The sequence below is a fragment of the Lentzea sp. HUAS12 genome, from assembly GCF_024125735.1.
GTDB lineage: Bacteria > Actinomycetota > Actinomycetes > Mycobacteriales > Pseudonocardiaceae > Lentzea > Lentzea albida.
The window spans coordinates 4779039-4802966 of record NZ_CP099738.1 but is presented as its reverse complement, the minus strand read 5'-3'; the positions used below and the strand labels follow the sequence as shown (position 1 = coordinate 4802966).

Genomic DNA, 23928 nt, shown 5'->3' with positions numbered 1-23928 from the left:
CGCGATGAGCAACTCCGACTCGGCAGCTCAGGTGCAGTCCGTCGACAGGGCCATCAGCGTGCTCGAACTCCTCGCCCAGGGCGAGGCGGGCATCACCGAGATCGCCGGTGAGCTGGGCGTGCACAAGTCCACGGTGTCCAGACTCGTCTCCGTCCTGGAGTCGCGCGGCCTGGTCGAGCAGCTCGGCGAGAGGGGCAAGTACGCCATCGGCTTCGGGGTCGTCCGCCTCGCCGGCGCCGCCACCGGCCGCATGGACCTCACGAAACTCGGCCAGCCCGTCTGCCAGACCCTCGCGGACTCGTTCGGCGAGACCGTGAACATCGCCGTGCACGACGCTGGAGTCGCCATCAACATCACGCAGGCCCGCGGCTCGGCGGCCGTCTCCGCCGTGAACTGGATCGGCCAGCGCACACCCCTGCACGCCACCTCGTCCGGCAAAGTCCTGCTCGCGTACCTGCCGCAGGACGAGCGCGCGCGACTCGTGTCGATGCCGCTCGACGCCTACACCGAGAACACGGTCGTGGAGTCCGCACGGCTGCTGTCGGAGCTGGAGGAGGTCGCGTCGAAGGGGTACGCGGCGTGCTTCGAGGAGCTCGAACTCGGGCTGCACGCGGTGGCCGTGCCGGTGCGCGGGCACCGCGGCGAGGTCGTGGCGGCGATGAGCGCGTCCGGGCCGTCGTACCGGCTGTCCCGGGAGCGGGTGCGGGAGATCGTGCCGACGATGTCGTCGGCGGCCGCGGACCTGTCGGCGCAGCTCGGCTACTTCGCGGGGTAGCGGCTCAGCGCTCGTCGGCGACCGGTTCGGGGTGGTCGCCGCCGAGCGCTTCCAGCACCGCGTCGCCGTTGGCCCTCGCCCAGTCCGACAGCGCTCTGATCGGGTCGATGAGCGACGCCCCCAGCGGCGTGAGCTCGTACTCGACGCGGGGCGGTGCCTCGGCGTAGGCGTGGCGGCGGATGAGGCCGTGCGTCACCAGCCTGCGCAACGTCTGGGTGAGCACCTTGCGGGAGATGCCGCCGATCAGCTCGACCAGCTCGCCGTGGCGCACCGGGCCCCGGCTGAGACCGGAGAGCACGACGACCGCCCACTTGTCGGCGATCAACTCGACCGTCAGGCGTGCCGGGCAGTCGGCGAGGAAGGGCACGTCAGGGCCGAACCCGCTCATGACCTCGAAGGGTACTCGCGGGTTCCTGTCGGATTCCTAGCTTGGGGTTCGTTCTCGCTCCACAGCCAAGGAGAGTCATGCGAGTCATCACCCAGCACGCGCTCGGCGGTCCCGAGGTGCTCACCGTCGTGGACGCGCCCGAGCCCCGCCCACTGCCGACCGAGGTCCTCGTCCGCGTCCGGGCCATCGGCCTGAACCCGCTGGAGGCACGGCTGCGGGCCGGGGAGTTCCCGCTGATCGGCCGGCCGCCGTTCGTCCTCGGCTGGGACGTCAGCGGCGTGGTCGAGGACGCGCCGCAGACGTGGCGGTTCAGGCCCGGCGACGAGGTCTTCGGGATGCCGCTGTTCCCGCGCGCGGCGAACGCGTACGCCGAGTTCGTCGCGGCGCCGGCGTTGCACCTCGTGCGCAAGCCCGCGTCGCTCTCGCACGTCGAGGCGGCGGCTTTGCCGGTCGTCGGTTTGACGGCGTGGCAGGGGCTCGTCGACCTCGCCGGTGTCGGTGAGGGTGATCGGGTGCTGGTCCACGGCGGGGGTGGCGGGGTCGGCCACGTCGCGATCCAGATCGCGAAGGCCCTGGGCGCATACGTGATCACGACCGCGAGCAGGGGCAAACGGGAGTTCGTCGAGGGGTTCGGGCCCGACGAGGTGGTCGACCACACGGCGGTCGACTTCGCCGAGGTGGTTCGCGACGTCGACGTCGTCCTCGACACGATCGGCGGTGAGACCGTCGAACGCTCGCTCGCGGTGCTCCGTCCCGGCGGCCACCTGGTGACGGCGACCGCCGAGGACGACCCGGACCTCATCACCCGGTACGAGGCGGCCGGGATGCGCTTCAGCGGTGTCGCGGTCGACCCCGATCCGGTGGCGCTGCGCGGTCTCGTCGACCTCGTCGAGAAGGGCGAGCTCCGCGTTCACGTGCAGCAGACGTTCCCGTTCGACCGCGTCGCCGACGCACATCGGGTGCTCGACGGTGGCCATCTCCGGGGCAAGCTCGTCCTCACCGTCTGAGCGCGCGGTGAACCTGCCCTTTTGCCCGGTTTCGCGGACCGGCAAGCCACGATCGCGCGAACGGCGGTATTGACAGCCGGACCCTCTAGCCGGATTTTGTTGCTGATAGCGGAACGAGTTCTGTTACTCGCAACTGCGGCGAAGGGTGTCCTGATGCCTGGTGCAGTGCCTCGCGTGGTGCTCGTGGGGGCGGGGATCGTCGGGTGCGCGCTGGCCGACGAGCTCACCGAACGGGGCTTCACCGACGTCACGGTCCTCGACCAGGCAGCCGGTCTCGCGGTCGGGGGATCCAGCTCGCACGCCCCCGGCCTGGTCTTCCAGACCAACCCGTGCCGCAGCATGACGCAGTTCGCCCGCTACACCGTCGAGAAGTACACGGCGCTCGGCTGCTTCGACCAGGTCGGCGGCCTCGAGATCGCGACCACCCCCGAAAGGCTCGCGGACCTCTCCCGCCGGCACGGCTGGGCCACGTCGTGGGGCGTCGAGAGCCGGTTGGTCGACGCGGACGAGGTCGCGCGCCTGCACCCGTTGCTGGACCGGGAGCAGCTGCTCGGCGGGTTCCTCATCCCGAGCGACGGGCTTGCGAAGCCGGTGCTGGCGGCCGAGGTCCAGGCGCGGCGGGCGGCCGAACGCGGTGCGCGGTTCGTGTTCGGGCAGAAGGTCGTCGCGGTCGAGACCAGTGATGACCGCGTGACCGGGGTGCGGACCGAGACGGACGTGTTCGCGGCCGACGTCGTCGTCTCGTGCGCCGGGATGTGGGGGCCGGTGCTGGGCGAGATGGTCGGGCTGACCGTGCCGCTCGTGCCCATGGCGCACCAGTACGCGTTCAGCGGCGACCTGGACGTCGACGCGGACGCGTTGGCACGCCGGCCGATCCTGCGGCACCAGGAAGCCGACCTGTACTTCCGCTCGCACGGCCAGGCGCTCGGCATCGGCGCGTACGGGCACAAGCCCATGCCGATCGCGGCGAAGGACATCACCGGCTCGGAGTTGCCGTTCACCGAGGAGGACTTCAAGTCGTCCTGGGAGTCGGCGGTCGAACTGGTCCCGGCGCTCGCGGAGGCCGGGGTCGCGAGCGGGTTCAACGGGCTGTTCTCGTTCACCAGTGACGGGATGCCGTTGCTGGGCGAGCACCCGGGGCTGCGCGGGTTCTGGGTCGCGGAGGCCGTGTGGATCACGCACTCCGCGGGCGTGGCGCGCTCGGTGGCCGAGTGGATCGTCGACGGGCAGCCGGAGCTGGACCTGCACTCGAGCGACCTCAACCGGTTCGAGCAGGTGCAGCTCGCGCCGGACTACGTGCTGGAACGCAGCTGCCAGAACTTCGTCGAGGTCTACGACCTGCTGCACCCGTTGCAGCCCATGGAAAGCCCGCGTCCGCTCCGCACGAGCCCGTTCTACACCAGGCAGCAGGAGCTCGGCGCGTTCTTCCTGGAGGCGTCCGGCTGGGAGCGGCCGCACTGGTACGAGGCCAACGCCGGGTTGCCCGAGGTCGCCGAGGTCCCGCACCGCGACGAGTGGGCGAGCCGGTACTGGTCGCCCATCTGCGGGGCCGAGGCGCTCGTGACGCGCAAGCGGGTCGCGTTGTTCGACATGACCCCGTTGAAGCGGCTCGAGGTCAGCGGGCCGGGCGCGCTGGAGTTCCTGCAGCACATGACGACCAACAACCTCCAGCGCAAGCCGGGCGCGGTCGTCTACACGCTGCTGCTCGACGAGCAGGGCGGGGTGCGCAGCGACCTCACGGTCGCGCGCCTCGACGCCACGACGTTCCAGGTCGGCGCGAACGGCAACCTCGACCTCGACTGGCTCACCCGGCACGCTCCCGCCGACGTGTTCATCAAGGACATCACGGCCGGCACGTGCTGCATCGGCCTGTGGGGTCCTCTCGCCCGCGACCTGATCAACGACCTCCCGCACACCATGGACACGCAGAAGGGGTACTTCACCGCGCAACGGGCGTTCATCAAGAACGTCCCGGTGACCGCGCTGCGACTGTCCTATGTGGGCGAACTCGGCTGGGAGCTCTACACCACCGCGGACCTGGGCGCGAAGCTGTGGGACACGCTGTGGGAGGCCGGGCGGCGGCACGGTGTCATCGCGGCCGGGCGCGGCGCGTTCACCAGCCTGCGCCTGGAGAAGGGCTACCGGTCGTGGGGCACGGACATGACCGCGGAGCACGACCCGTTCGAGGCGGGCCTGGGGTTCGCGGTGCGGCAGGACAAGGAGTTCCTCGGCAAGGGGTCGCTGCACAACCTCACCTCGACCAAGAAGCTCACCTGCCTGACGATCGACGACCCGCACAGCGTCGTGCTGGGCAGTGAACCCGTGTTTCACCAAGGCGAACCGGTCGGGTACGTGACGAGCGCCGCCTACGGGTACACCACGGGCCTCAACATCGCGTACGCCTGGCTGCCCAGCGAGATCGACGACGAGGTGGAGATCGAGTACTTCGGGCGGAAGGTCACCGCGCGCCCAGCGGCGGAGCCGCTCTTCGACCCCGAGATGAAGCGACTCCGCGGATGACCCACGACGTCATCGTGATCGGGCTCGGCGGCATGGGCAGCGCCGCCGCCTACCGCCTCGCCGAACGCGGTCTGCGCGTGCTCGGACTCGAGAAGTTCACGCCCGTGCACGCGCGGGGGTCGAGCCACGGCGGGTCGCGCATCACGCGGCAGGCCTACTTCGAGGACCCGGCGTACGTGCCGTTGCTGCTCCGGGCGCACGAGATGTGGGACCAGGTCGAGCGGGACAGCGGCGAACGGATCTTCCACCGCGTCGGCGGCGTCATCGTCGGCGCGCCGGACTCCGAGGCGATCAGGGGCAGCCGGGCCAGCGCCGAGCAGTGGGGGATCCGGCACGAACTGCTGGACGCGAACGAGATCCGCGCCCGCTTCCCGCGGCTGAACCCCGCGCCGGACGAGATCGCGCTCCACGAGGAGGGCGCGGGGTACGTGGTGCCGGAGAACGCCGTGCGGGCGCATCTCGCGCTCGCCGAGCGGGCAGGCGCCGAACTGCGCTTCGAAGAACCGGTGACGCACTGGGAGCCGGGCAGGGTCATGACGACCCGCGGAACCTACGAGGCCGGGCACGTCGTCGTGTGCCCGGGACCGTGGGCGCCGGAGTTGCTGGGACACCTGGGAATCCCGTTTGAGATCGAACGTGCCGTCCAGTTCTACTTCACCCCGCGCGAGGACCTCCGCGACCACCCGGTCTACATCTGGGACCGCGCGGACGGCACGCGGTTCTACGGCTTCCCCGAGATCGACGGCGCCGTGAAGGTCGCGTTCCACCACGGCGGTCAGCCCTGCACGGCCGACACCGTCGACCGCACCGTGCACGCCCACGAGGTCGAGGCGATGGCGAACGCCACCGGGCCACCGATGCCCGGTGTGGCGGGAACGTTCCAGCGCGCCGCGACCTGCCTCTACACCAACACCGCGGACCGGCACTTCGTCATCGCGCGCGAGGGCGGCGTGACCGTGGCGTGCGGCTTCTCGGGGCACGGCTTCAAGTTCGTGCCCGTCGTCGGCGAGATCCTCGCCGACCTCACGATCGACGGGGCCACGCGGCACCCGATCGCCCTGTTCGACCCTGCTCGTCTGAGAGGCGGAGCATGACCGGCAGCCTGATCTCCACCCTTGAGGGCCGCTACTACACCGATCCCGCGATCTTCGCGCAGGAACAGGCGAGCATCTTCGAGAAGATGTGGTTCTGCGCGGTCCGCTCGGGCGACCTCCCGAACGCCGGCGACTTCCGCACGGTGCAGGTCGGGAGGGAGAGCGTGCTCATCGCCCGGGACCGCAAGGGCGCCCTCAACGCGTTCCTGAACGTGTGCCGGCACCGCGGCGCGCGCATCTGCGTCGACGAGGCCGGCAGCGTCAAACGGGCGTTCCAGTGCCCTTACCACGCCTGGACGTACGCGTTGGACGGAAACCTGATCGCCGCACCCAACCTCACCTCGATGCCGGACGTTGATCGCGTTGCGTACGGACTGACGAAGGTGCACTTGCGCGAATGGCTCGGCTACGTGTGGGTGAACCTCGCCGACGAACCTCCGACCTTCGAGGACGACGTGCTGAGCGCCGTCACCGAACGTTTGGGAACGCTCGACGCCCTGGACGGCTACGAGATCGACCAGTTGTCCGTGGGCAAACGGATCGTCTACGACGTCAAGGCCAACTGGAAGCTCATCATCGAGAACTTCATGGAGTGCTACCACTGCGCGACCATCCACCCCGAGCTCACCGAGGTGCTGCCGGAGTTCGCGGACGGCTACGCGGCGCAGTACTACGTCGGGCACGGCGCGGAGTTCGGTGATGAGATCAGGGGCTTCACCGTCGACGGGAGCGAGGGATTCGAGAAGCTCTCCGCCCTGGAAGAGGAACGCGACAGGAAGTACTACGCGATCACCGTCAAACCGCAGGTGTTCATCAACCTCGTGCCGGACCACGTGATCATCCACCGCATGTACCCGCTGGCCGCGGACCGGACGGTCGTCGAGTGCGATTGGCTCTACGCCAAGGAAGTCGTGGACACCGGGCGTGACGTCTCTCGCTCGGTCGAGCTGTTCCACCGGGTGAACGAACAGGACTTCGAAGCCTGCGAGCGATGCCAGCCCGCCATGGCGTCCCGCGCCTACGCGCAGGGAGGGGTGCTGGTGCCCTCGGAGCACCACATCGGCGGATTCCACGCGTGGCTGGTCCGCAAACTGGAATCAGCCGACTAGGGGATCGACTCGTCACCCGTGCACGCGAAAGCTGGCACGGGTGATGGAGCAGACCGACTTCTTGCTCCCCCAAGGGGAGCCCGATCTCCTCCGCCGCATCAGGCTGCTGGCCGAGCGGGCGGAACGGACGGCGCACAACAGGTCCAACTTCGTGGGACCGCCGCCGTCGCAGGAGCACCTGGACATACTCGCGGAGATCAGGAAGCTGACCGACGAGATGACCGCGGCGGCGGTGACCGGGAACGCCAGACGGGCCGAGACGCTGCCCCGGCCCGCCAGACCGGCGGACGACCTCGTCGTCCCCGGGAAGATCTGACCGTCAGCGCCGCTGGCCGCGGACCATCTTCACGAGACCCTTCATCGTCTCCTCCAAGCCGGAGCCGAACGGGTTGTCGTGCACGAGGTACGTCCACGTCGAGCTGGGGCGCTTCACCCCGGCATCGGCGAGGTCGTAGCCCTCGTCGGTGATCTTGGCCGCCTCGTACTTCTCCCTGGTCAGCTCCCACGACTCCGGCACGATCTTGTTGAACGCCGGGATGGCCTCGCGGTGGAACTCGTCGAGCGGGTTCTGCCGGGCCAGCGCACGCAGGTGGATGCCCTCGCGCAGGTCCGACAGGAAAGTGAGGTGGTGCGTCCACAGGTCGTCGAGGAAGAACAGCGTGATCTTGCGGGCGGCGTCGGCGGCCACCTCGTCGGGAGCGCCCTCCTTCTCACCGACCTTCTCGAACGCGGCGTCCGTGCGCAGCACCACGTCGCGGTGCTTGAGCAGGATCTCGCGCTGGTGCTCGATCAGCTTGTTGTAACGCCACGTGTTGCGGTGGATCTCGAGGTTCACGCCCTCCGCCACGCGCTGGGCGTGCTCGAAGGTGTGCAGCAGGCCCTTGTCGTGCACCCGTCCGTCGTTGTCCACTTCGGACGGGTCTTCGGCGTCCGGCGCGTACTGGGTGATCAGGTCGTCCTGCATGGACGAGAAGAACACCGAGCCGCCGGGGTCGCCCTGACGGCCCGCGCGGCCGCGCAGCTGGTCGTCCAGGCGTGAGGACGAGTGGCGGCCGGAGCCGATCACGTACAGGCCGCCCAGCTCGGCGATCCGGTCGTGGTCCTCGCCCTCGTGACCACCGAGGCGGATGTCCGTACCGCGACCGGCCATCTGCGTGGAGACCGTGATGCGCCGGTACGAGCCGGCGTCGGCGATGATCGACGCCTCCTCGGCGTCGTTCTTCGCGTTGAGCACCACGCACTCGATGTCCGCGGCGCGCAGCTTCGAGGAGATCCGCTCGGACTCGGCGACGTCGAGCGTGCCGACGAGGATCGGACGGCCCGTCTCGTGGACCTTCTTGATCTCCTCGACGATCGCGTCTTCCTTCTGCTCCAGCGTCGCGTAGAGGCGGAAGTGCTCGTCCTCGCGGATGTTCTCCTTGTTCGGCGGGATCACGAGCACCTCGAGCTCGTAGAACTCCCGCAGCGTCTCCGCGACGGCGACGGCGGTACCGGTCATGCCGCAGCGCGTCGGGTAGCGCGACAGCAGCGCCTGCACCGTCATCGAGTCCAGGATCTCGCCCGACTCGGTCGTCTGGACGTTCTCCTTGGCTTCGACCGCGGCCTGCAGGCCGTCCGGCCACCGCTGGAGCTTCGCGACGCGGCCACGCGTGTCGTTGATCAGGTGCACCTTGCCGTCACGCACGATGTAGTCGACGTCGCGGTGCAGCAGCACCTGCGCGTGCAGCGCCACGTTGACCTTCGACAGCGTGGACGTCACGTGCTCCTGCGAGTACAGGTCGATCTCGCCGAGCGCCCGCTCGACGGCCTCCGACCCCGCACCCGTGAGGAAGACGTTGCGCTCCTCGTCGTCGATCTCGTAGTGCAGCTCCTGCCGCAGCCGCTTGACCAGGTCGGCGATGACGGGGTCGGCCGCCTCCGCGCTGGTCGAGCCGGCGAGCACGAGCGGCACGCGCGCCTCGTCGACGAGCACCGAGTCGGCCTCGTCGATCAGCGCCACCTCGGGCTCGGGCACGATGATGTCGTCGGGGCTCGTGACGATCCGGTCGCGCAGGATGTCGAACCCGATCTCGCTGACCGGCGCGTACGTGACCTCGCGCTGGTAGGCCTCGCGGCGCTCCTCGGCCTTCGACGAGCCGTTGATCCAGCCCACCTCGACCCCGAGCAGCCGGTAGAGCGGCCCCATCCACTCCGCGTCGCGCTGGGCCAGGTAGTCGTTGACGCTGACCACGTGGACGCGCTTGCCCTTGATCGCGAACCCGGCCGCGGCCATCGCGCCGGCGAGCGTCTTGCCCTCACCGGTCGCCATCTCGACCACGAGCCCGCTCAGCATGCCCAGGGCGCCCAGCACCTGCACGTCGAACGGCCGCTGCCCGATGGCGCGCTCGGCGGCCTCCCGCGTGAGCGCGACGAGCTCGGTGTCCGTGCTCTCCTCGCGCAGCTTCTTCGCGTGGGCGGTCAGCTCCTCGTCGCTGAACGCCTTGAACGCGTCAGCGTGTTTCTCCACGTCCTTGAGCATTGCCTGGAACGGGGCGAGGTCGACCGAGCCCGGTTTCTGCGCGAACCTGCGCATCCGCTGCTTGAAGCGCGCCATGAGAGTGGTCACGACGCGCCAACGTACGGCATCGGCTCCAGGTTCCGCAGAGGTCTTGACTGTGAAGGCCCGATTTGATCGTTATGTCGGGCCTTCACAGTCGCTGATCAGGCCCGTTCCGGCTGGTGCGTCTCCGGCAGCTTCAGCACCGACACCAGCGTGCACAAGCCCATGACCAGCAGGAACGCCGATACGGACATCGACGTGCCGGTCGCGCCCAGCAGTGCGGTCATCACGAACGGTGTGCCACCGCTGACCAGGATCGATGCCAGCTGGTAGGCGAGAGAGGCGCCCGAGTACCGGACGTGCGGCGCGAACAGTTCACCCAGGTACGCGGCGATCGGCCCGTACACGAGAGAGGACGCGACGCCTCCGACCGTGTTCGCGACGAACAGCAACAGCAGCGAGCCCGTGTCCACGAGCAGGAAGTACGGGAACGCCCACGCGATCAGGCCGACCGTGCCCGCGATGATCAGCGGACGCCGTCCCAGCCGGTCGCTCAGCGCACCGGCGTAGAGGATCACCGGGACGCTCACGAGAGAGGACAGCAGGCTCACGACCAGCACGGACTCGCGAGAGAGGCCGAGCGTGGTGGTCGCGTAGGAGAGCACACCGGCGATCGACACGTAGAAGATCGCGTTCGAGGCGAACATCAGGCCCGCGCCGAGCAGGATCGGCTTGCGGTGCGTGCGGAGAGCCTCCTTCAGCGGTGCGTGCTTCACAGCCGGAGCGTCCGCACGGCGCTGCTGCAGTTCCTTGAAGACCGGGCTGTCCTCGACCTTCAGCTGGATGAACAGCACCACGGGGAACAGGAGTGCCGAAGCGAGGAACGGCACGCGCCAGCCCCACGAGGCGAAGGCCTCCGGCGAGAGAGACGTCGTGGCACTGATGAAGGCGACGTTGCCCAGCAGCACGCCGATCGGGACGCCGGCCTGGCCGAACGTGCCCGCGAAACCGCGTTTGCGCGGGCCCGCCGACTCGGTCAGCAGCAGGACCACACCGCCCCACTGCCCGCCGACCGCGATGCCCTGCAGGAAGCGCAGCAGGACCAGCAGCAGCGGAGCGCCGACGCCGATGGACGCCGTCGTGGGCAGCAGGCCGATGAGGAACGTGGCCCCGGCCATCAGCGCGAGGCAGATGACGAGGGCCGGTTTGCGGCCGACCCTGTCACCGACGTGCCCGAACACCAGGCCGCCGAGCGGGCGCGCGATGAAGCCCGCCCAGAACGTGCTGAAGGACAGGAGCAGGGCCACGACCGGTGTGGCCTCGGGGAAGAACAGCTTGGGGAACACCAGTGCCGCGGCAGTCGCGTAGATGAAGAAGTCGTACCACTCAAGACTCGAACCGACGAGTCCGGCTGCCATCAGCCGGCGTGAGGTCTTCTGTTCCGCAGGGGCGACGCTGACCACGGATTCTCCTTCACCACGTGTCGATGAACGGGCGTTTCTTCCCTTGGGGACGGGAAGTCGAGGGGGCCAGCGCCGTGGCGATCCAGCGGCGCGTGTCGGCCGGGTCGATCACGTCGTCGATCTCGAAGACCGAGGCGACGTTGAGGGCTTTGCCGTGCTCGTAGGCCATCGCGACCATCTGGTCGTACCGCGTCTTCCGCTCGTCCGGGTCCTCGATGGCGTCGAGTTCTTTCCTGAAGCCGAGTTTGATGGCGCCTTCGAGTCCCATCGGGCCGAACTCCCCGGTGGGCCAGGAGATCGCGAACCTCGGCACCTTGAGGCTGCCGCCCGCCATGGCCTGGGCGCCGAGGCCGTAGGCCTTGCGCAGCACGACGAGTCCGAAGGGGACGGTCAGGTTGGCGCCCGTCACGACCATGCGGGTGAGGTGCCGGACGGTGGCGGTGCGTTCGGCGTCCGGGCCGACCATGAACCCCGGGGTGTCGGTCAGGGAGACGACCGGCAGGTCGAACGCGTCGGCGAGCTGGAGGAAGCGGGCGCACTTGTCGGCGGCGTCGGCGTCGATGGCGCCGCCGTTCACCATCGGGTCGTTGGCGATGATCGCGATGGGACGGCCCTCGACGCGGACGAGCGCGGTGACGACGGCCTTGCCGAAGCCCGCACGGAGTTCGAGCACGCTGCCGGTGTCGGCGAGGGTGTCGATGACGGCGCGGACGTCGTAGGCGCGGAGGCGGTTCTCGGGGACGGCGTGGCGGAGCAGGCGCTGGTCGTCACAAGCCCATTCAGCCGTAGTGCCTTGGAAGTACGAGAGGTACTTCTTCGCGACGGCCACCGCTTCTTCTTCGGACTCGACCACGACGTCCACGACGCCGTTGGGCACCTGCACGTCCAGCGGCCCGATCTCCTCCGGCCGGAACACGCCGAGCCCGCCGCCCTCGATCATCGCCGGGCCGCCCATGCCGATGTTCGCGCCCTCCACCGCGATGATCACGTCGCACGTGCCGAGCAGCACCGCGTTGCCCGCGAAGCACCGGCCGGCGACCACGCCGATCAACGGCACCTGACCGCTGAGCTGGGCGAACGCGTGGAACGAGCCGCAGTCGAGGCCGCTGACCATGCTGTGGTCGGTGTCGCCCGGACGTCCACCGCCACCCTCGGCGAACAGCACCACCGGCAGGTTCTCCTGCTGCGCCAACGCGAAGAGCCGGTCCTTCTTCTGGTGGTTGCGCATGCCCTGGGTGCCCGCGAGCACGGCGTAGTCGTAGGACATCGCCACGACCCGTGAACCGTTGACCACGCCGACGCCCGCCACCAGCCCGTCCGCGGGCGTGCGCTCGATCAGGTCCGGAAGCGACCTGCGCTGCCGTTGCGCGGCGATCGCGAGGCCGCCGTACTCGACGAACTCCGAACACAGGTCGGCGATGTTCTCCCGCGCGGTCCGCCCACCCCGGGCGTGCCGTTTCGCTTCGGCTTCCGGGCGGGAGAAGTCGTGCCGCGCCAGCACCTCGTCGAGGTCCGGGCGCACGAAAGAGGGGTCGATCTCGGCAACGTCCTCAGTGGACTCACCGACGCCGGAGGCCAGCACCTGGCCTTCGGACACGGTGTCACCCACCGACACCAGCACCTCGCCGGACACCCGGACGACGTGCTGCATCTTCATCGCTTCCAGCACCACGGCGTCCGCGGACACCTCGACCACCGTGCCGGCCAGTGGCGCCCGCATGCCCGTGACGGGCTCCTCGACCACGAAGTCGGTCGTCGCGCCGACGACGTCCCGCGCCAGAAGTCCCCGCAGGAACTCCAGGTTCGTCGGAACGCCCTCGATCCGGAACTCGCCCAAGGCCCGCCGCGCCCGGTTCAGGGCGACGTCCAGGTCCTCGCCGTGCACCACGAGCTTCGCGAGCAGCCCGTCGTACCGCGTCCCGACGCGATAGCCGACGTATCCGTGCGTGTCGACCCGCACGCCAGGGCCGGACGGCAGCGCGAACGCCCCCAGAACGCCCCCGGAGGTCTGGTTGACCCGCACCTGCACGGCCGCACCGCGGTCGTGGGGCGTGAAGTCCACGTCACCGCCCCAGGCGAGCAGCAGCTGGGTGCGCACGAGGTCCACTCCGGACACCATCTCGGTCACCGTGTGCTCGACCTGCAGCCGCGGGTTCACCTCGAGGAACGCGAACGAGTCCCCGGACACCAGGAACTCGACCGTGCCGACCCCGGTGAACCCGACGGCCGAGGCGATCGACACCGCCGCCGAGTGCAACGCCTTGCGCAGCACCGGGTCCAGCAGGGGAGCGGGCGCGATCTCCACGAGCTTCTGGTGCCGCAGCTGCACCGAGCAGTCGCGGTCACCGATCACCGAGGTGTCGACGAGCTGCACCTCGACGTGCCGGGCGGAGGGCATCAGCCGTTCGAAGTAGACGTCGTCGTTCCCGAAGGCCGCCAGCGCCTCCGCCCGGCACGCGGCGACGGCGCCGTCGAGTTCGGCAGGCTCGAACACCGCCCGCATGCCCTTGCCGCCACCGCCGGAGACCGCCTTCACCATCACCGGGAACGTGCCGGGCGGGGCGTCCAGCACCGGAATCCCCAGTGACGCCGCCAGTTCCCGTGCTCGCCGCTTGTCACCGAGCAGTTCCAGAACGTCAGCGGACGGCCCCACGAACGTCAGCCCGCGGTCGGAACACGCCCGGGCGAAAGCCGCGTTCTCCGACAGGAACCCCCACCCCGGATGCACCGCGACGCACCCCTCGGCGGCATCCAGCAGCTGGTCCACGTCGAGGTACGGAGTGGGCCCGCGCAGCGCCACGGCCCGGTCCGCCAGGGTCACGTGCAGCGACGAGGCGTCGTCCTCCGCGTACACCGCCACGGTGCGAATTCCCAGGTCAGCGGCCGCGCGCAGCACGCGGACGGCGACCTCACCCCGGTTGGCGACGAGCAGCACGGGTTACCTCCTGAGCGACCGCTTAGTATGTGACGGCGGTCGCATGTTGCCATCTGAAGTGAACGGAAGTCCATACGGAACCGATCGTGGTGCTGAGGCGTCAACGGAACACTTCGCCGCGAATGGGCGATCCAGTTGGCAGACTCCCCGCAAACATGCGAAGGGCTTTCAGGAGGCCGCAGTGGTGTTCAAGAGGATGATGCGCGCGTTCGGTGTCGGCGGGCCGACGGTCGACACGGTGCTGACGAACCCGAACGTCCGGCCCGGCGAGGTGCTGTCCGGCGAGGTGCGCATCGCGGGCGGCGACCACCCGGCCGAGATCGACCACGTCACGCTCGCGCTGCTCACCCGCGTCGAGGTCGAGAGCGGCGACAACGAGTACAACACCAACATGGAGTTCCACAAGTTCTCCGTGGGCCAGCGGATCCTCGCCCAGCCGCACCAGAACATCTCGCTGCCGTTCCAGGTCCCGGTGCCGTTCGAGTGCCCGATCAACGTCGTGGGCGGCGGGCAGCTGCACGGCATGCAGCTCGGCCTGCGCACCGAGCTCGAGGTCCGCGGCGCCGTCGACCCCGGCGACCTCGACCCGATCTGGGTGCACCCGCTGCCGTCGCAGGACGCCGTGCTCCAGGCGTTCGGGCAGATGGGTTTCCGCTTCACCAAGGCGGACAACGAGAAGGGCCGCATCTACGGCGTCCCGCAGCAGCTGCCGTTCTACCAGGAGATCGAGTTCTACCCGCCGCCGCAGTTCTCCGGCCGCCTCAAGCAGGTCGAGCTGACGTTCGTCACGACGCCGCACGAACTGCACGTGATCCTCGAGGCCGACAAGCGCGCCGGCCTGCTCCGCGCCGGTGGTGACGCCTACGGCCGCTTCGCCGTCTCGCACCAGCAGGCCGTCGGCACGGACTGGACCGCGACGATCAACCAGTGGATGGCGCAGGTCTCCGGCAGCCGCTGGTAACCCGAACGGTCGATGGCGTTACGCCTCGCGCTGCGTGTTCTGTCCGCTGAAGGGATGATCTCGGCCAAGATCCGAAATCATCGCGGAGGAGGCGGCATGGGCATCGGCAGCATCATCGGTGCGCTCGTCATCGGCCTGATCCTGGGCGTGCTCGGCCGGCTGTTCGCGCCGGGCAAGCAGAGCATCCCGATCTGGCTGACGATCATCGTCGGCATCGTGGCCGCGTTCATCGGCACGTGGATCGCGCGGCTGCTCGGCGTGGAGGACACGCCCGGCATCGACTGGATCGAGCTGATCGTCCAGATCGTGGTCGCCGCGGTCGGCGTGTCGGTCGTGGCCGGTGTGTACGGCCGCAAGTCGGTCAGCTAGCCGGGCGGACCATCCTCAGGACGAGGTCGGCGTACATGGCGCCGATCTCGTCCGGGGTGCGCTTGCCCTCGGGCTGGTACCAGCGCGCGACGTCTATGCACAGCGACAGCACGGCCAGGGTCGCGCCCTTGAGGTCGGGGACGTCGAACACGCCTTCGCGCACGCCGTCCGCGATGTAGGACCGCATCCGCTGCTCGATCTGCCGGCGCAGCCCCGCCACCTGCTCGTGGTGTTCGGGCGAGAGGGCGCCGAGCTCGTACTGCACCACCCGCGCCGTCGTGTGGAACTCCGCGTGCCATCCCGCGAACGCCGCCACGGCGTTCTTCAGTCGCTCCACCGCGTCCTGCCCCTCGATGCTCGACAGCAGCGCGAGCGACGTCTCGTGGCCGACGAGCGAGATGTTGAACAGAAGCTCCTCTTTGGACCTGTAGTGGATGTACACGGCCGCGGGCGACATCCCGGCCCGTGAGGCGATGTCCCGCGTGGTCGTGGCGTGGTACCCCTTGTCCGCGAACGCCTGGACGGCCGCGATGAGCATCCGGCGGGCGGCCTCGGGGGTGACCGTGCGCCACGTCTCGTCGAGCAGCGCGAACCCGTCCAGTCCGGTCGTCGTCATCGGGCGGCTCCTAGCGTGTTGACAGGTGATGGATCGTACTGCACGCTAAGCGTGCGCTTAGCTCTAAGCAACCGCTTAGTATGGAGGTCAGTGGTGCAGCGGACGCTGTTCAACGAGGATCACGCCGCGTTCCGGGAGTCGGCGAAGGCGTTCGTCGAGCGCACGATCACCCCGAACGTCGAGAAGTTCATCGAGCAGCGGGTGATCGACCGGGACGTGTGGCTGGAGGCCGGACGCCAGGGCCTGCTCGGTCTCGAGATCCCGGAGGAGTACGGCGGCAGCGGCGCGAACGACTACCGCTTCAACACCGTCTTCGCCGAGGAGCTGTGCCGGGTCAACGCCGCGGTGGCGTCCTCGATCGGCATCCACGGCGACGTCGTGGCGCCCTACCTCGTCGACCTGTGCACCGAGGAGCAGAAGCAGCGCTGGCTGCCCGGCATGTGCACCGGCGAGATCAAGACCGGCATCGCGATGACCGAGCCGTCCGGCGGCTCCGACCTCGCGGCGCTGAAGACCAACGCCGTGCGCGACGGTGACGACTGGATCCTCAACGGCTCCAAGACGTTCATCACCAACGGCTTCACCGCCGACATGATCGTCGTCGCGGCCCGCACCGACCCGTCGAAGGGCTCCCGCGGCATCTCGCTGTTCGCCGTCGAGACCGGCATGGCGGGCTTCGAGCGCGGCCGCAAGCTCGACAAGGTCGGCCAGCACCCGTCCGACACCGCGGAGCTGTTCTTCTCCGACGTGCGCCTGCCCGCCGCGAACCTGATCGGCGAGGAGGGCCAGGGCTTCATCTACATGATGGAGCGCCTGCCGCAGGAACGGATCGGCGCCGCCATCTCGAACCTCGCGCACGCGCAGGGCATCTTCGACGAGACGCTCGAGTACGTGAAGGAGCGCAAGGCGTTCGGGCAGTCGATCGGCAAGTTCCAGCACAACAAGTTCCTGCTGTCGGAGCTGCGCACCAAGCTCGACGTCACGCAGGCGTTCGTCGACACGCTGACGATGCAGCACGTCCGCGGCGAGCTGAGCCCGGTCGAGGCGGCGCAGGCGAAGTACTGGAGCGCCGACATCGAGAACGAGGTCATCGACGCCTGCGTGCAGCTGCACGGCGGCTACGGCTACATGACCGAGTACCGCGTCGCCCGCGCGTGGATGGACGCCCGCGTCACGAAGATCTGGGCGGGCTCCAACGAGATCATGAAGGAACTCATCGGCCGCGACCTGGGCCTGTAGGAGGAGAACGACATGCCGGAAGCAGTCATCGTCTCCACCGCCCGGTCGCCGATCGGCCGTGCCCGCAAGGGTTCTCTCGCGTCGATGCGGCCGGACGACCTGGCCGGGCAGGTGATCTCGGCCGCGCTGGGCGACATCCCGGCGTCCGAGATCACCGACCTGCACCTCGGGTGCGCCGAGCCGCAGGACGAGCACGGCCAGAACATCGCGCGCCGCGTCGCCGTGCAGCTCGGCCACGACGGCCTGCCCGGCACGACCGTCAACCGGTTCTGCGCCTCCTCGGTGCAGACCGCGCGGATGGCCTTCCACGCCATCAAGGCGGGGGAGGGCACCGCGTTCGTCTCGGCCGGTGTCGAGTGCGTGTCGCGGTACATGCACTCCGGCACGCCGTCGTTCAACCCGTTGTTCGACGAGGCCCAGCAGCGGACCCTGGACACGGCCGCGTCCAACGCGCCGTGGACCGACCCGCGCCTGGACGGCAAGCTGCCCGACTACTACATCGCGATGGGCCAGACGGCCGAGAACGTCGCGACGCAGCTCGGAATCTCGCGGCACGACCAGGACGAGTTCGGCGTGCGGTCGCAGAACCTCGCGGAGAAGGCGATCGCGGACGGGTTCTTCGCCCGCGAGATCACGCCGATCACCCTGGCCGACGGCACCGTGGTCTCCACGGACGACGGCCCGCGCGCCGGCGTGACCTACGAGGCGGTCTCCCAGCTGAAGACCGTCTTCCGCCCCGAGGGCACGGTCACCGCGGGCAACTGCTGCCCGTTGAACGACGGCGCGGCCGCGGTCGTGGTCATGAGCGACGTGCGGGCCCGCGAGCTCGGCCTGACCCCGTTGGCGCGCATCGTGTCCACGGGCGTCTCCGGCCTCTCGCCGGAGATCATGGGCCTCGGCCCGGTCGACGCGACGAAGCAGGCGCTGGGCCACGCGGGTCTGTCCATTTCGGACATCGACCTGGTCGAGATCAACGAGGCGTTCGCCGTGCAGGTGCTCGGCTCCCAGCGCGCGCTGGGCATCGACATCGACAGGCTGAACGTGCACGGCGGCGCGATCGCCCTCGGGCACCCGTTCGGCTCGACCGGCGCCCGGATCATGACGACGCTGATCAACGGCATGCAGGCCCGCGACGCCCAGTTCGGCCTCGAGACCATGTGCGTCGGTGGCGGCCAGGGCATGGCGATCATCCTGGAAAGGCTTTCGTAGTGGGAATCCTGGACAAGTTCCGCCTGGACGGGAAGGTCGCGATCGTCACCGGCGCGTCCTCGGGCCTCGGCGTCGCGTTCGCTCGCGGTCTCGCCGAAGCCGGTGCGGACGTCGTGCTCGCGGCCCGTCGCGCGGACAAGCTGAAGGACACGGCCGCACTGGTCGAGTCCACCGGGCAGCGCGCCCTGGTCGTGCAGGCCGACGTCTCGAAGCCGGAGGACTGCCGCGAGGTCGCCCGTGCGGCGGCCGAGTTCGGCACCGTCGCCGTGCTGGTGAACAACGCGGGTGTGGCCTCGGCCGTGCCTGCGTCCCGCGAGACGCCGGAGGAGTTCCGCGGCGTCGTGGACGTCAACCTCAACGGCGCCTACTGGATGGCGCAGGCCGCGGCCTCGGTCATGACGTCCGGCGGCTCGATCATCAACATCTCCAGCGTGCTCGGCCTCGTCACCGGCGGCATCCCCCAGGCCGCGTACTCGGCGTCGAAGGCCGGTCTGCTCGGCCTGACGCGGGACCTGGCGCAGCAGTGGACGGGCCGCAAGGGCATCCGCGTCAACGCGATCTGCCCCGGTTTCTTCGCCTCGGAGATGACCGACCAGTACCCGCCCGGGTACCTCGAGAAGATGCAGGCCTCTCTGCCATCCGGGCGAATCGGCGACCCGGAAGAACTAGCCGCGGCCGTTCTGTTCCTCGCCTCGCCCGCGGGCGGTTACGTTACCGGCGAGACGCTCGTCGTCGACGGTGGTGCCGTGATCGTCTGACTCCAGGGGGAGCCGTGCGGGAGCCCGAGTTCAAGGTGGTCGACCCGCGAAGACGGTTCCTGCTGTGGTTCGTGCCGCCGCTGGCGGTGTTCGTGTCCGGGCTGGTGGTGTTGCTCGTGTCGGGGCACGTCACCGGCCCGTTCCGGTCTGTGACGGTCGTGCGGGCGCTGTTCGCCTCCAAGCGCGACTTCTTCCAGGACGAGCAGGTCAAGCGGATCCTGATGGCCCGCGGCTACCAGGTGCACGTGACGCCGGTCGGGTCCCGCGACCTGGCGAACAAGCCCGACCTCGACTCGTACCACTTCGTGTTCCCGTCCGGGCACGTGGCGAACGAGCAGGTGAAGTCGCGCCGGGCGGGCAAGCACGTGGTGCCGTACCGGCCGTTCTTCACGCCGGTCGTGCTCGCCACGTTCCGCGAGTACGCCGAGGCGCTGGTGAAGGCCGGCGCAGCCACCCGCAACGGCGACCTCTACTACGACCTCAAGATGGACGAGTTCAAGAAACTCTCCGACGACCGCAAGCGGTGGCGGGACTACGGTCTGGCCAACGAGAACCGGATCACCGTGCAGTCGCCGGACCCCTGCAAGGCCTATTCGGGCGCGACGCTGGTCGGGTTCTTCGCCACCGCTTTCGGTGACGAGCCGCCGCAGACCGTCGAGGCGGCGGAGAAGCTGGCGCGGGAGGTCAAGCCGTACGTCGACGCCCAGGGCCAGGCCGGTGACGACATGGCCCCGAAGTACTTCGTGCCGGAGGGGCGCACCCACGCCGTCATCGCGGTGATCTACGAACACCAGTACATCGCCTACCAGTTGCGGCAGAAGAGCGTCGACACCGAACGGGTGCTGCTCTACCCGGAGAAGCAGCACCAGAGCACGCCCGAGCTGATCTCGTTCACGCCGGAGGGCGACCGGATCGGCGAGCTGATGATGAACGACCCGGACCTGCGCCGCCGCGCGGTCGAGTTGGGCTTCCACTCGCTGGGCTGGAACGGGGAGACCGGCGCCGACTTCGGGACCTACATCGCGTCCCGCGGGTTGCCGGAACCGCCGGCCGGGGCGAAGGGCAGGGTGGAGCTGCCCAGGGCGGAGCTCTTCGAGCGCATGCTCGACGTCGTCGGCGAGTGCAAGTGAGGGTGCTGGCGGCGGTCCTGCTGCTCCTGCTGACCGCGTGCACGTCCAGCACTCCGCCGATCCGGTTGACGGTGCTGGCGAGCACGGAGCTGGCCGACCTCGGACCGGTGCTCGCGGAGCTGAAGAAGGCCACCGGGATCGAGCTGGCCGTGGAGCACCGCGGCACGGTCGAGGCGAGCAGGTCGCTCGACGGCTTCGACCTGGCCTGGTTGTCCACCACCAGGTTCCTGCGGCTGCGCGGCGCCGAACCCGAGCTGGCGACGAGCGTCATGACCTCCCCGGTGGTGCTCGGGGTGAAGCGGTCGAAGCGAGCCGTGCTCGGAGAGCGGCCGACGTGGGCGGACGTCGCGGATCGTGCCGCGCTGGGCCAGTTCCGCTACGGGATGGCCGATCCGCGCGTGTCCGGTGGCGGGATGGCGGCGTTGATCGGGGTCGCCACGGCGGCCGCGGGGACCGGCGCGCCGCTGAGACCCGAGGACGTGAGCTGCGACCGGTTGCAGGGTTTCCTCGCGGGGCGGGCGTTCGACGTGCCGGACCCGGTGGGCGAGTTCACCCGGCGGTCCGATGTGGACGGACTGGTCGCGCACGAGTCGGAGTTGTTGTCCCTCAACGCTTCCCTGCCGGAACCGCTGGAGATCGTCTACCCGCGTGACGGCATCGTCCTGTCGGACTACCCGCTCATGCTGCTCAAGCCCGAGCACCGGGCGGTGTACGACCGCGCGGTGGAGTGGCTTCGAGCGCCTGCCGCCCAGCAGATGATCGCCGACCGCACCTGGCGCCGCCCGGTCGAGCCGTCCGTGCGGCGCAACGAGAAGCTGCGCGCCGACCTAGGCACCGCGCTCTACTTCCCGGACAGCTCCGAGGTGATCGACCGGCTGCTGCTGTTCCACGACCGCGCGGGCGACGGCCGCCAGGTGGTCTTCGTGCTGGACTACTCGACGTCCATGCGCGGCCCGCGCCTCGCCGGACTGCGCGAGGCCTTCGCGTCGCTCAACGGGTTCGACCGCTTCTACGTCGGGGAGACCGTGACGATCATCCGGTTCGCGGGCACGGTGCTGGAAGAGCGTTCGATCACCGTGCGCGGTCGTGAGGACCTCGACGCGCTGCTCGCCGTCGTCGCGTCCGAGGACCTGCGCGACAACACCGCGATCTGGGCCGCCCTGGAACGCGGGTTGCAGCTGGCGCGAGGCGAGACGGCGGTCGTGCTGATGACCGACGGCGAGAACAACGCGGGTCCGTCGGTCGACGAGTTCCTGCGGGTGGGCCGCGGCGAAGTGCCCGTGTACCCGATCAGGTTCGGCGAGGCCTCCACGGCCGAGCTGGACCGGGTGGCCCAGGCGAGCGGCGGCCGTCTCGTGGAGGCCGGCGCGAAGCCGTTGCTGGAGGCGGTGAGGGAGATCCGTGGCTGTCGATAGAGCGCTCTGGTGGTCGGTCTCGTGGGGCTGGATCCTCCTCTGGACGGCGACCCTGCTCGCGCTGATAGCGGTGATCGCCCTGGTCTGGCACCGGATCCGCCGCCGCGAGGTGGAACCCGAGGTCCCCGGCATCCTGTTCTACGTCCACGCCCAGCGCATGATCAACCTCTGCAAGGTGGGCCGCTACGACGACGCCGTGACCCGCCAGTTCGTCAAGCAGATCACCGTCACCAAGAACGGCAAGCTCCAAGTGGGCCCCAGCGAGTTCGGCATAGGCGTGGACGGCTCGGTCGTGGAGCAGAACACCGACACCTACGAGAAACCCGCCACCGAGATCGACGTCATCGGCGTCGTCCTGGCGGGCCTCCGCGCCGCCCACGGCGTGGTGGACGTCGACCTGACCGCGCAGACCGTCCGAGCCGACTCCCGGCACGGAGGCAGGACCATGCGCCTCAACGACATCCGCGACTACGTCTCCCTGCACGGCCGCTTCGAGGTGGGCGACGGCGACGACCCGGCCGTCCTGCACTCCCCGGTCGGCGGCGGCACGGTCCGCGTCGAATGCGACCGGGCGAGCCTCCGCGACACCCTCCCGCCCGGCCAGTTCAACGCCCGCTGCCTCGGCAAGGTGCAGTCCTGGAACGCCGCCACCGGCGAGATCGTCGTGCTCCCGGTCGTCGTATTCCAGTAGACGCGTGGGGGACGATCAACGGCGTGATCGCATTGGACGAGGTGTTGGTGATCGACGTGGAGTCGACGTGCTGGGAGGGCTCGCCGCCTCCCGGTGAGGTGTCGGAGATCATCGAGATCGGGATCTGCCCGTTGGAGGTCGCTTCGGGGAAGCGCGGCGAGCGCCGTTCGGTGCTGGTGCGGCCTTCCCGGTCGTCCGTCAGTCCTTTTTGCACTTCGCTGACGACCCTGACCGCCGAGCAGGTCTCCTCCGGCGTGTCGTTCGCCGAGGCGTGTTCCCTGCTGCGCAAGGAGTTCCGCTCGGACCGCCGCGTCTGGGCGTCGTACGGCGATTACGACCGCAAGATGTTCGAACGGCAGTGCGCCGACTTCGGCGTCCGCTACCCGTTCGGGCCGCGGCACGTCAACGTGAAGACGTTGTTCGCGCTCGCGCACGCGTTGCCGCGCGAGGTCGGCATGGCCGAGGCGGTGCGGCTCACCGGGCGGAGGATCGACGGCACGCACCACCGCGGCCACGACGACGCGTTCAACATCGCCGGGTTGCTGGCCGGCCTGATCCGCCGGTGAGATCACCTGTTCGGAGGATTCCAGTCGATGCCGACCGTGCAGACCCGTTCGGTCTCCCGCCAGACCGTGATGGCGAAGGTGCCCGCCTCGGCTGAGACCCTGGCGAGGTACTCGGTGGCGCAGGCGATCGTGTAGCGCGACTTCCAGTCGGCTTCTTTCTTTATGTACCAACCATGATCCGTCACGGACTCGACGTAGGAGAGGGTCAGGCGACCGTTCCGGCTGCGGCGGTGGTACTGGATGCTGTGGACGTACTCCATGCAGTGGACGGTCCTCATCAGACCCCGCCAGCGTGATTCACGAATGTCAGATCTCGTCCGTAACGTTTGGGGCATGTCCGACCCCACGTTCCGGCAGGTCCGCCTCGGCGAGGCGTTGAAGAGGCTGCGTGAACGCGCCGGGCTGAGCCAGCGTGAGGCGGCGTACCGGCTGCGGTACAACTACCAGAAGCTGAGCCGCATCGAGAACGGCCAGTTGCCGGAGTACCACGGCATGCGCGCGATGCTGGATCTGTACGGCGTGCTCGTGTCGGAGGAGGCGCCGTACATCGACATGTGGGAGCGAGCCAGTGAGAAGGGCTGGTGGCACCCCTACGGCCTGGACGACCAGGGTTACATCAGCTTGGAACACGACGCGATCAGAGTCTGCGAGTTCAGCCTCGGATACGTTCCAGGTTTGCTGCAGATCGAGGCCTACATGCGTGCGGTGTTCCGCGGATGGCACACGCAGCACTCGCGGAAGTGGACCGAGAACCAGATCGCCATCCGAACCAGGCGGCAAGAGCGCCTGGACGGTCAGCTCCAGTACCACGGCGTCATCGCCGAGGCAGCCCTCAAACAAGCGGAACGCGAGCAGTTGCTCCACATCATCGAGCGGGGATCGCTCTCCAACGTGACCGTGCAGGTGCTGCCTGACGCGGCCGGTCTGCATGACGGGCAGAACGGGGCGTTCACGGTGCTGGACTTCGCCTATCCGGGCGAGATGTCGGTGCTTTACGTCGAGCATCCTGCAGGCTCGACGCACGTCGAGGACATCGAGCGGGTGAAGGCCACTAAACTGGTCTTCAAGCACCTCTCGAAGCTGGCGTTGACCCCCGATGAGTCAGCCGAGTGGATCGGGAGGTTGGCTGCCGAGAGGTAGGGAT

General features: G+C 69.1%; 22 protein-coding genes. 16 read left to right on the top strand and 6 right to left on the bottom strand.

Annotated features, from left to right (window positions below):
* The first annotated feature begins 4 nt into the window (after positions 1–4).
* Entirely contained in the window at positions 5–775 is a 771-nt protein-coding gene (locus ND450_RS21170; protein ID WP_253327798.1) for an IclR family transcriptional regulator, read from the top strand.
* Between the two features lie 4 nt (positions 776–779).
* On the opposite strand, the gene ND450_RS21165 is transcribed toward ND450_RS21170, so the two are convergent.
* Positions 780–1163 carry a helix-turn-helix domain-containing protein gene (locus tag ND450_RS21165; RefSeq protein WP_253327797.1) on the bottom strand — a complete coding sequence of 128 codons (384 nt, stop codon included), beginning with the start codon at positions 1161–1163 and terminating at the stop codon, positions 780–782.
* Between the two features lie 77 nt (positions 1164–1240).
* Here ND450_RS21165 and ND450_RS21160 point away from each other — a divergent pair, with 77 nt between their 5' ends.
* From ND450_RS21160 to ND450_RS21140, 5 genes are all read left to right on the top strand, one after another.
* On the top strand, positions 1241–2170 hold the full coding sequence (locus ND450_RS21160) for an NADP-dependent oxidoreductase (protein WP_253327796.1): 930 nt from the start codon (positions 1241–1243) through the stop codon (positions 2168–2170).
* Positions 2171–2323: 153 nt separating this feature from the next.
* On the top strand, positions 2324–4690 hold the full coding sequence (locus ND450_RS21155; protein ID WP_253327795.1) for an FAD-dependent oxidoreductase: 2367 nt from the start codon (positions 2324–2326) through the stop codon (positions 4688–4690).
* Positions 4687–5784: an N-methyl-L-tryptophan oxidase gene (gene solA / locus ND450_RS21150; protein WP_253327794.1), complete on the top strand. Its 1098-nt coding sequence runs from the start codon at positions 4687–4689 to the stop codon at positions 5782–5784. The genes ND450_RS21155 and solA overlap by 4 nt, the downstream gene beginning before the upstream one ends.
* Positions 5781–6893 (top strand): aromatic ring-hydroxylating dioxygenase subunit alpha, encoded by a 1113-nt coding sequence (locus ND450_RS21145; protein ID WP_253327793.1) that lies wholly within the window; start codon positions 5781–5783, stop codon positions 6891–6893. Before solA ends, ND450_RS21145 begins: the two co-directional genes overlap by 4 nt.
* Positions 6894–6936: 43 nt before the next feature.
* On the top strand, positions 6937–7209 hold the full coding sequence (locus tag ND450_RS21140; RefSeq protein WP_253327965.1) for a hypothetical protein: 273 nt from the start codon (positions 6937–6939) through the stop codon (positions 7207–7209).
* A 3-nt stretch (positions 7210–7212) separates the two neighbouring features.
* On the opposite strand, the gene secA2 is transcribed toward ND450_RS21140, so the two are convergent.
* The 3 genes from secA2 to ND450_RS21125 all read right to left on the bottom strand — a co-directional run bounded on the left by secA2 (position 7213) and on the right by ND450_RS21125 (position 13830).
* Entirely contained in the window at positions 7213–9498 is a 2286-nt protein-coding gene (secA2, locus tag ND450_RS21135) for an accessory Sec system translocase SecA2 (RefSeq protein ID WP_253327792.1), read from the bottom strand.
* A 95-nt stretch (positions 9499–9593) separates the two neighbouring features.
* A complete protein-coding gene (locus ND450_RS21130) occupies positions 9594–10895 on the bottom strand; it encodes an MFS transporter (protein ID WP_253327791.1) in 1302 nt (433 codons plus the stop codon).
* A 10-nt stretch (positions 10896–10905) separates the two neighbouring features.
* Positions 10906–13830, bottom strand: a complete 2925-nt coding sequence (locus ND450_RS21125; protein WP_253327790.1) for a carboxyl transferase domain-containing protein — start codon at positions 13828–13830, stop codon at positions 10906–10908.
* 181 nt (positions 13831–14011) lie between these two features.
* On the opposite strand from ND450_RS21125, the gene ND450_RS21120 reads away from it, so the two are divergent.
* Together ND450_RS21120 and ND450_RS21115 are read left to right on the top strand one after the other, a co-directional pair.
* The gene (locus tag ND450_RS21120; RefSeq protein ID WP_253327789.1) at positions 14012–14791 is read left to right on the top strand and encodes a sporulation protein; all 780 of its coding nucleotides are present in this window, start codon (positions 14012–14014) and stop codon (positions 14789–14791) included.
* A 96-nt stretch (positions 14792–14887) separates the two neighbouring features.
* The gene (locus tag ND450_RS21115; protein WP_253327788.1) at positions 14888–15160 is read left to right on the top strand and encodes a GlsB/YeaQ/YmgE family stress response membrane protein; all 273 of its coding nucleotides are present in this window, start codon (positions 14888–14890) and stop codon (positions 15158–15160) included.
* Here the strand turns inward: ND450_RS21115 and ND450_RS21110 are convergent.
* Positions 15153–15776: a TetR/AcrR family transcriptional regulator gene (locus tag ND450_RS21110; protein ID WP_089922986.1), complete on the bottom strand. Its 624-nt coding sequence runs from the start codon at positions 15774–15776 to the stop codon at positions 15153–15155. The two genes, ND450_RS21115 and ND450_RS21110, sit on opposite strands and share 8 nt — an antisense overlap.
* A 93-nt stretch (positions 15777–15869) precedes the next feature.
* On the opposite strand from ND450_RS21110, the gene ND450_RS21105 reads away from it, so the two are divergent.
* Genes ND450_RS21105 through ND450_RS21075 form a run of 7 tightly spaced genes read left to right on the top strand, consistent with a single transcriptional unit; the run spans position 15870 to position 22784 of the window.
* The gene (locus ND450_RS21105) at positions 15870–17015 is read left to right on the top strand and encodes an acyl-CoA dehydrogenase family protein (protein WP_253327787.1); all 1146 of its coding nucleotides are present in this window, start codon (positions 15870–15872) and stop codon (positions 17013–17015) included.
* A 12-nt stretch (positions 17016–17027) separates the two neighbouring features.
* Entirely contained in the window at positions 17028–18224 is a 1197-nt protein-coding gene (locus tag ND450_RS21100) for an acetyl-CoA C-acetyltransferase (RefSeq protein ID WP_253327786.1), read from the top strand.
* On the top strand, positions 18224–18982 hold the full coding sequence (locus ND450_RS21095) for an SDR family NAD(P)-dependent oxidoreductase (RefSeq protein ID WP_253327785.1): 759 nt from the start codon (positions 18224–18226) through the stop codon (positions 18980–18982). Before ND450_RS21100 ends, ND450_RS21095 begins: the two co-directional genes overlap by 1 nt.
* A 14-nt stretch (positions 18983–18996) precedes the next feature.
* A complete protein-coding gene (locus tag ND450_RS21090) occupies positions 18997–20112 on the top strand; it encodes a hypothetical protein (protein ID WP_089922978.1) in 1116 nt (371 codons plus the stop codon).
* Positions 20109–21527, top strand: a complete 1419-nt coding sequence (locus tag ND450_RS21085; protein ID WP_253327784.1) for a VWA domain-containing protein — start codon at positions 20109–20111, stop codon at positions 21525–21527. The genes ND450_RS21090 and ND450_RS21085 overlap by 4 nt, the downstream gene beginning before the upstream one ends.
* Positions 21514–22218: a hypothetical protein gene (locus tag ND450_RS21080; protein WP_253327783.1), complete on the top strand. Its 705-nt coding sequence runs from the start codon at positions 21514–21516 to the stop codon at positions 22216–22218. Before ND450_RS21085 ends, ND450_RS21080 begins: the two co-directional genes overlap by 14 nt.
* A gap of 23 nt (positions 22219–22241) precedes the next feature.
* On the top strand, positions 22242–22784 hold the full coding sequence (locus tag ND450_RS21075) for a 3'-5' exonuclease (protein WP_253327782.1): 543 nt from the start codon (positions 22242–22244) through the stop codon (positions 22782–22784).
* Positions 22785–22786: 2 nt separating this feature from the next.
* Here ND450_RS21075 and ND450_RS21070 read toward each other — a convergent pair whose 3' ends face one another.
* Positions 22787–23044, bottom strand: coding sequence for a hypothetical protein (locus ND450_RS21070; protein WP_253327781.1), 258 nt, complete (start codon positions 23042–23044; stop codon positions 22787–22789).
* 73 nt (positions 23045–23117) lie between these two features.
* Here ND450_RS21070 and ND450_RS21065 point away from each other — a divergent pair, with 73 nt between their 5' ends.
* Positions 23118–23924: a helix-turn-helix transcriptional regulator gene (locus ND450_RS21065; RefSeq protein ID WP_253327780.1), complete on the top strand. Its 807-nt coding sequence runs from the start codon at positions 23118–23120 to the stop codon at positions 23922–23924.
* Positions 23925–23928 lie beyond the last annotated feature (4 nt).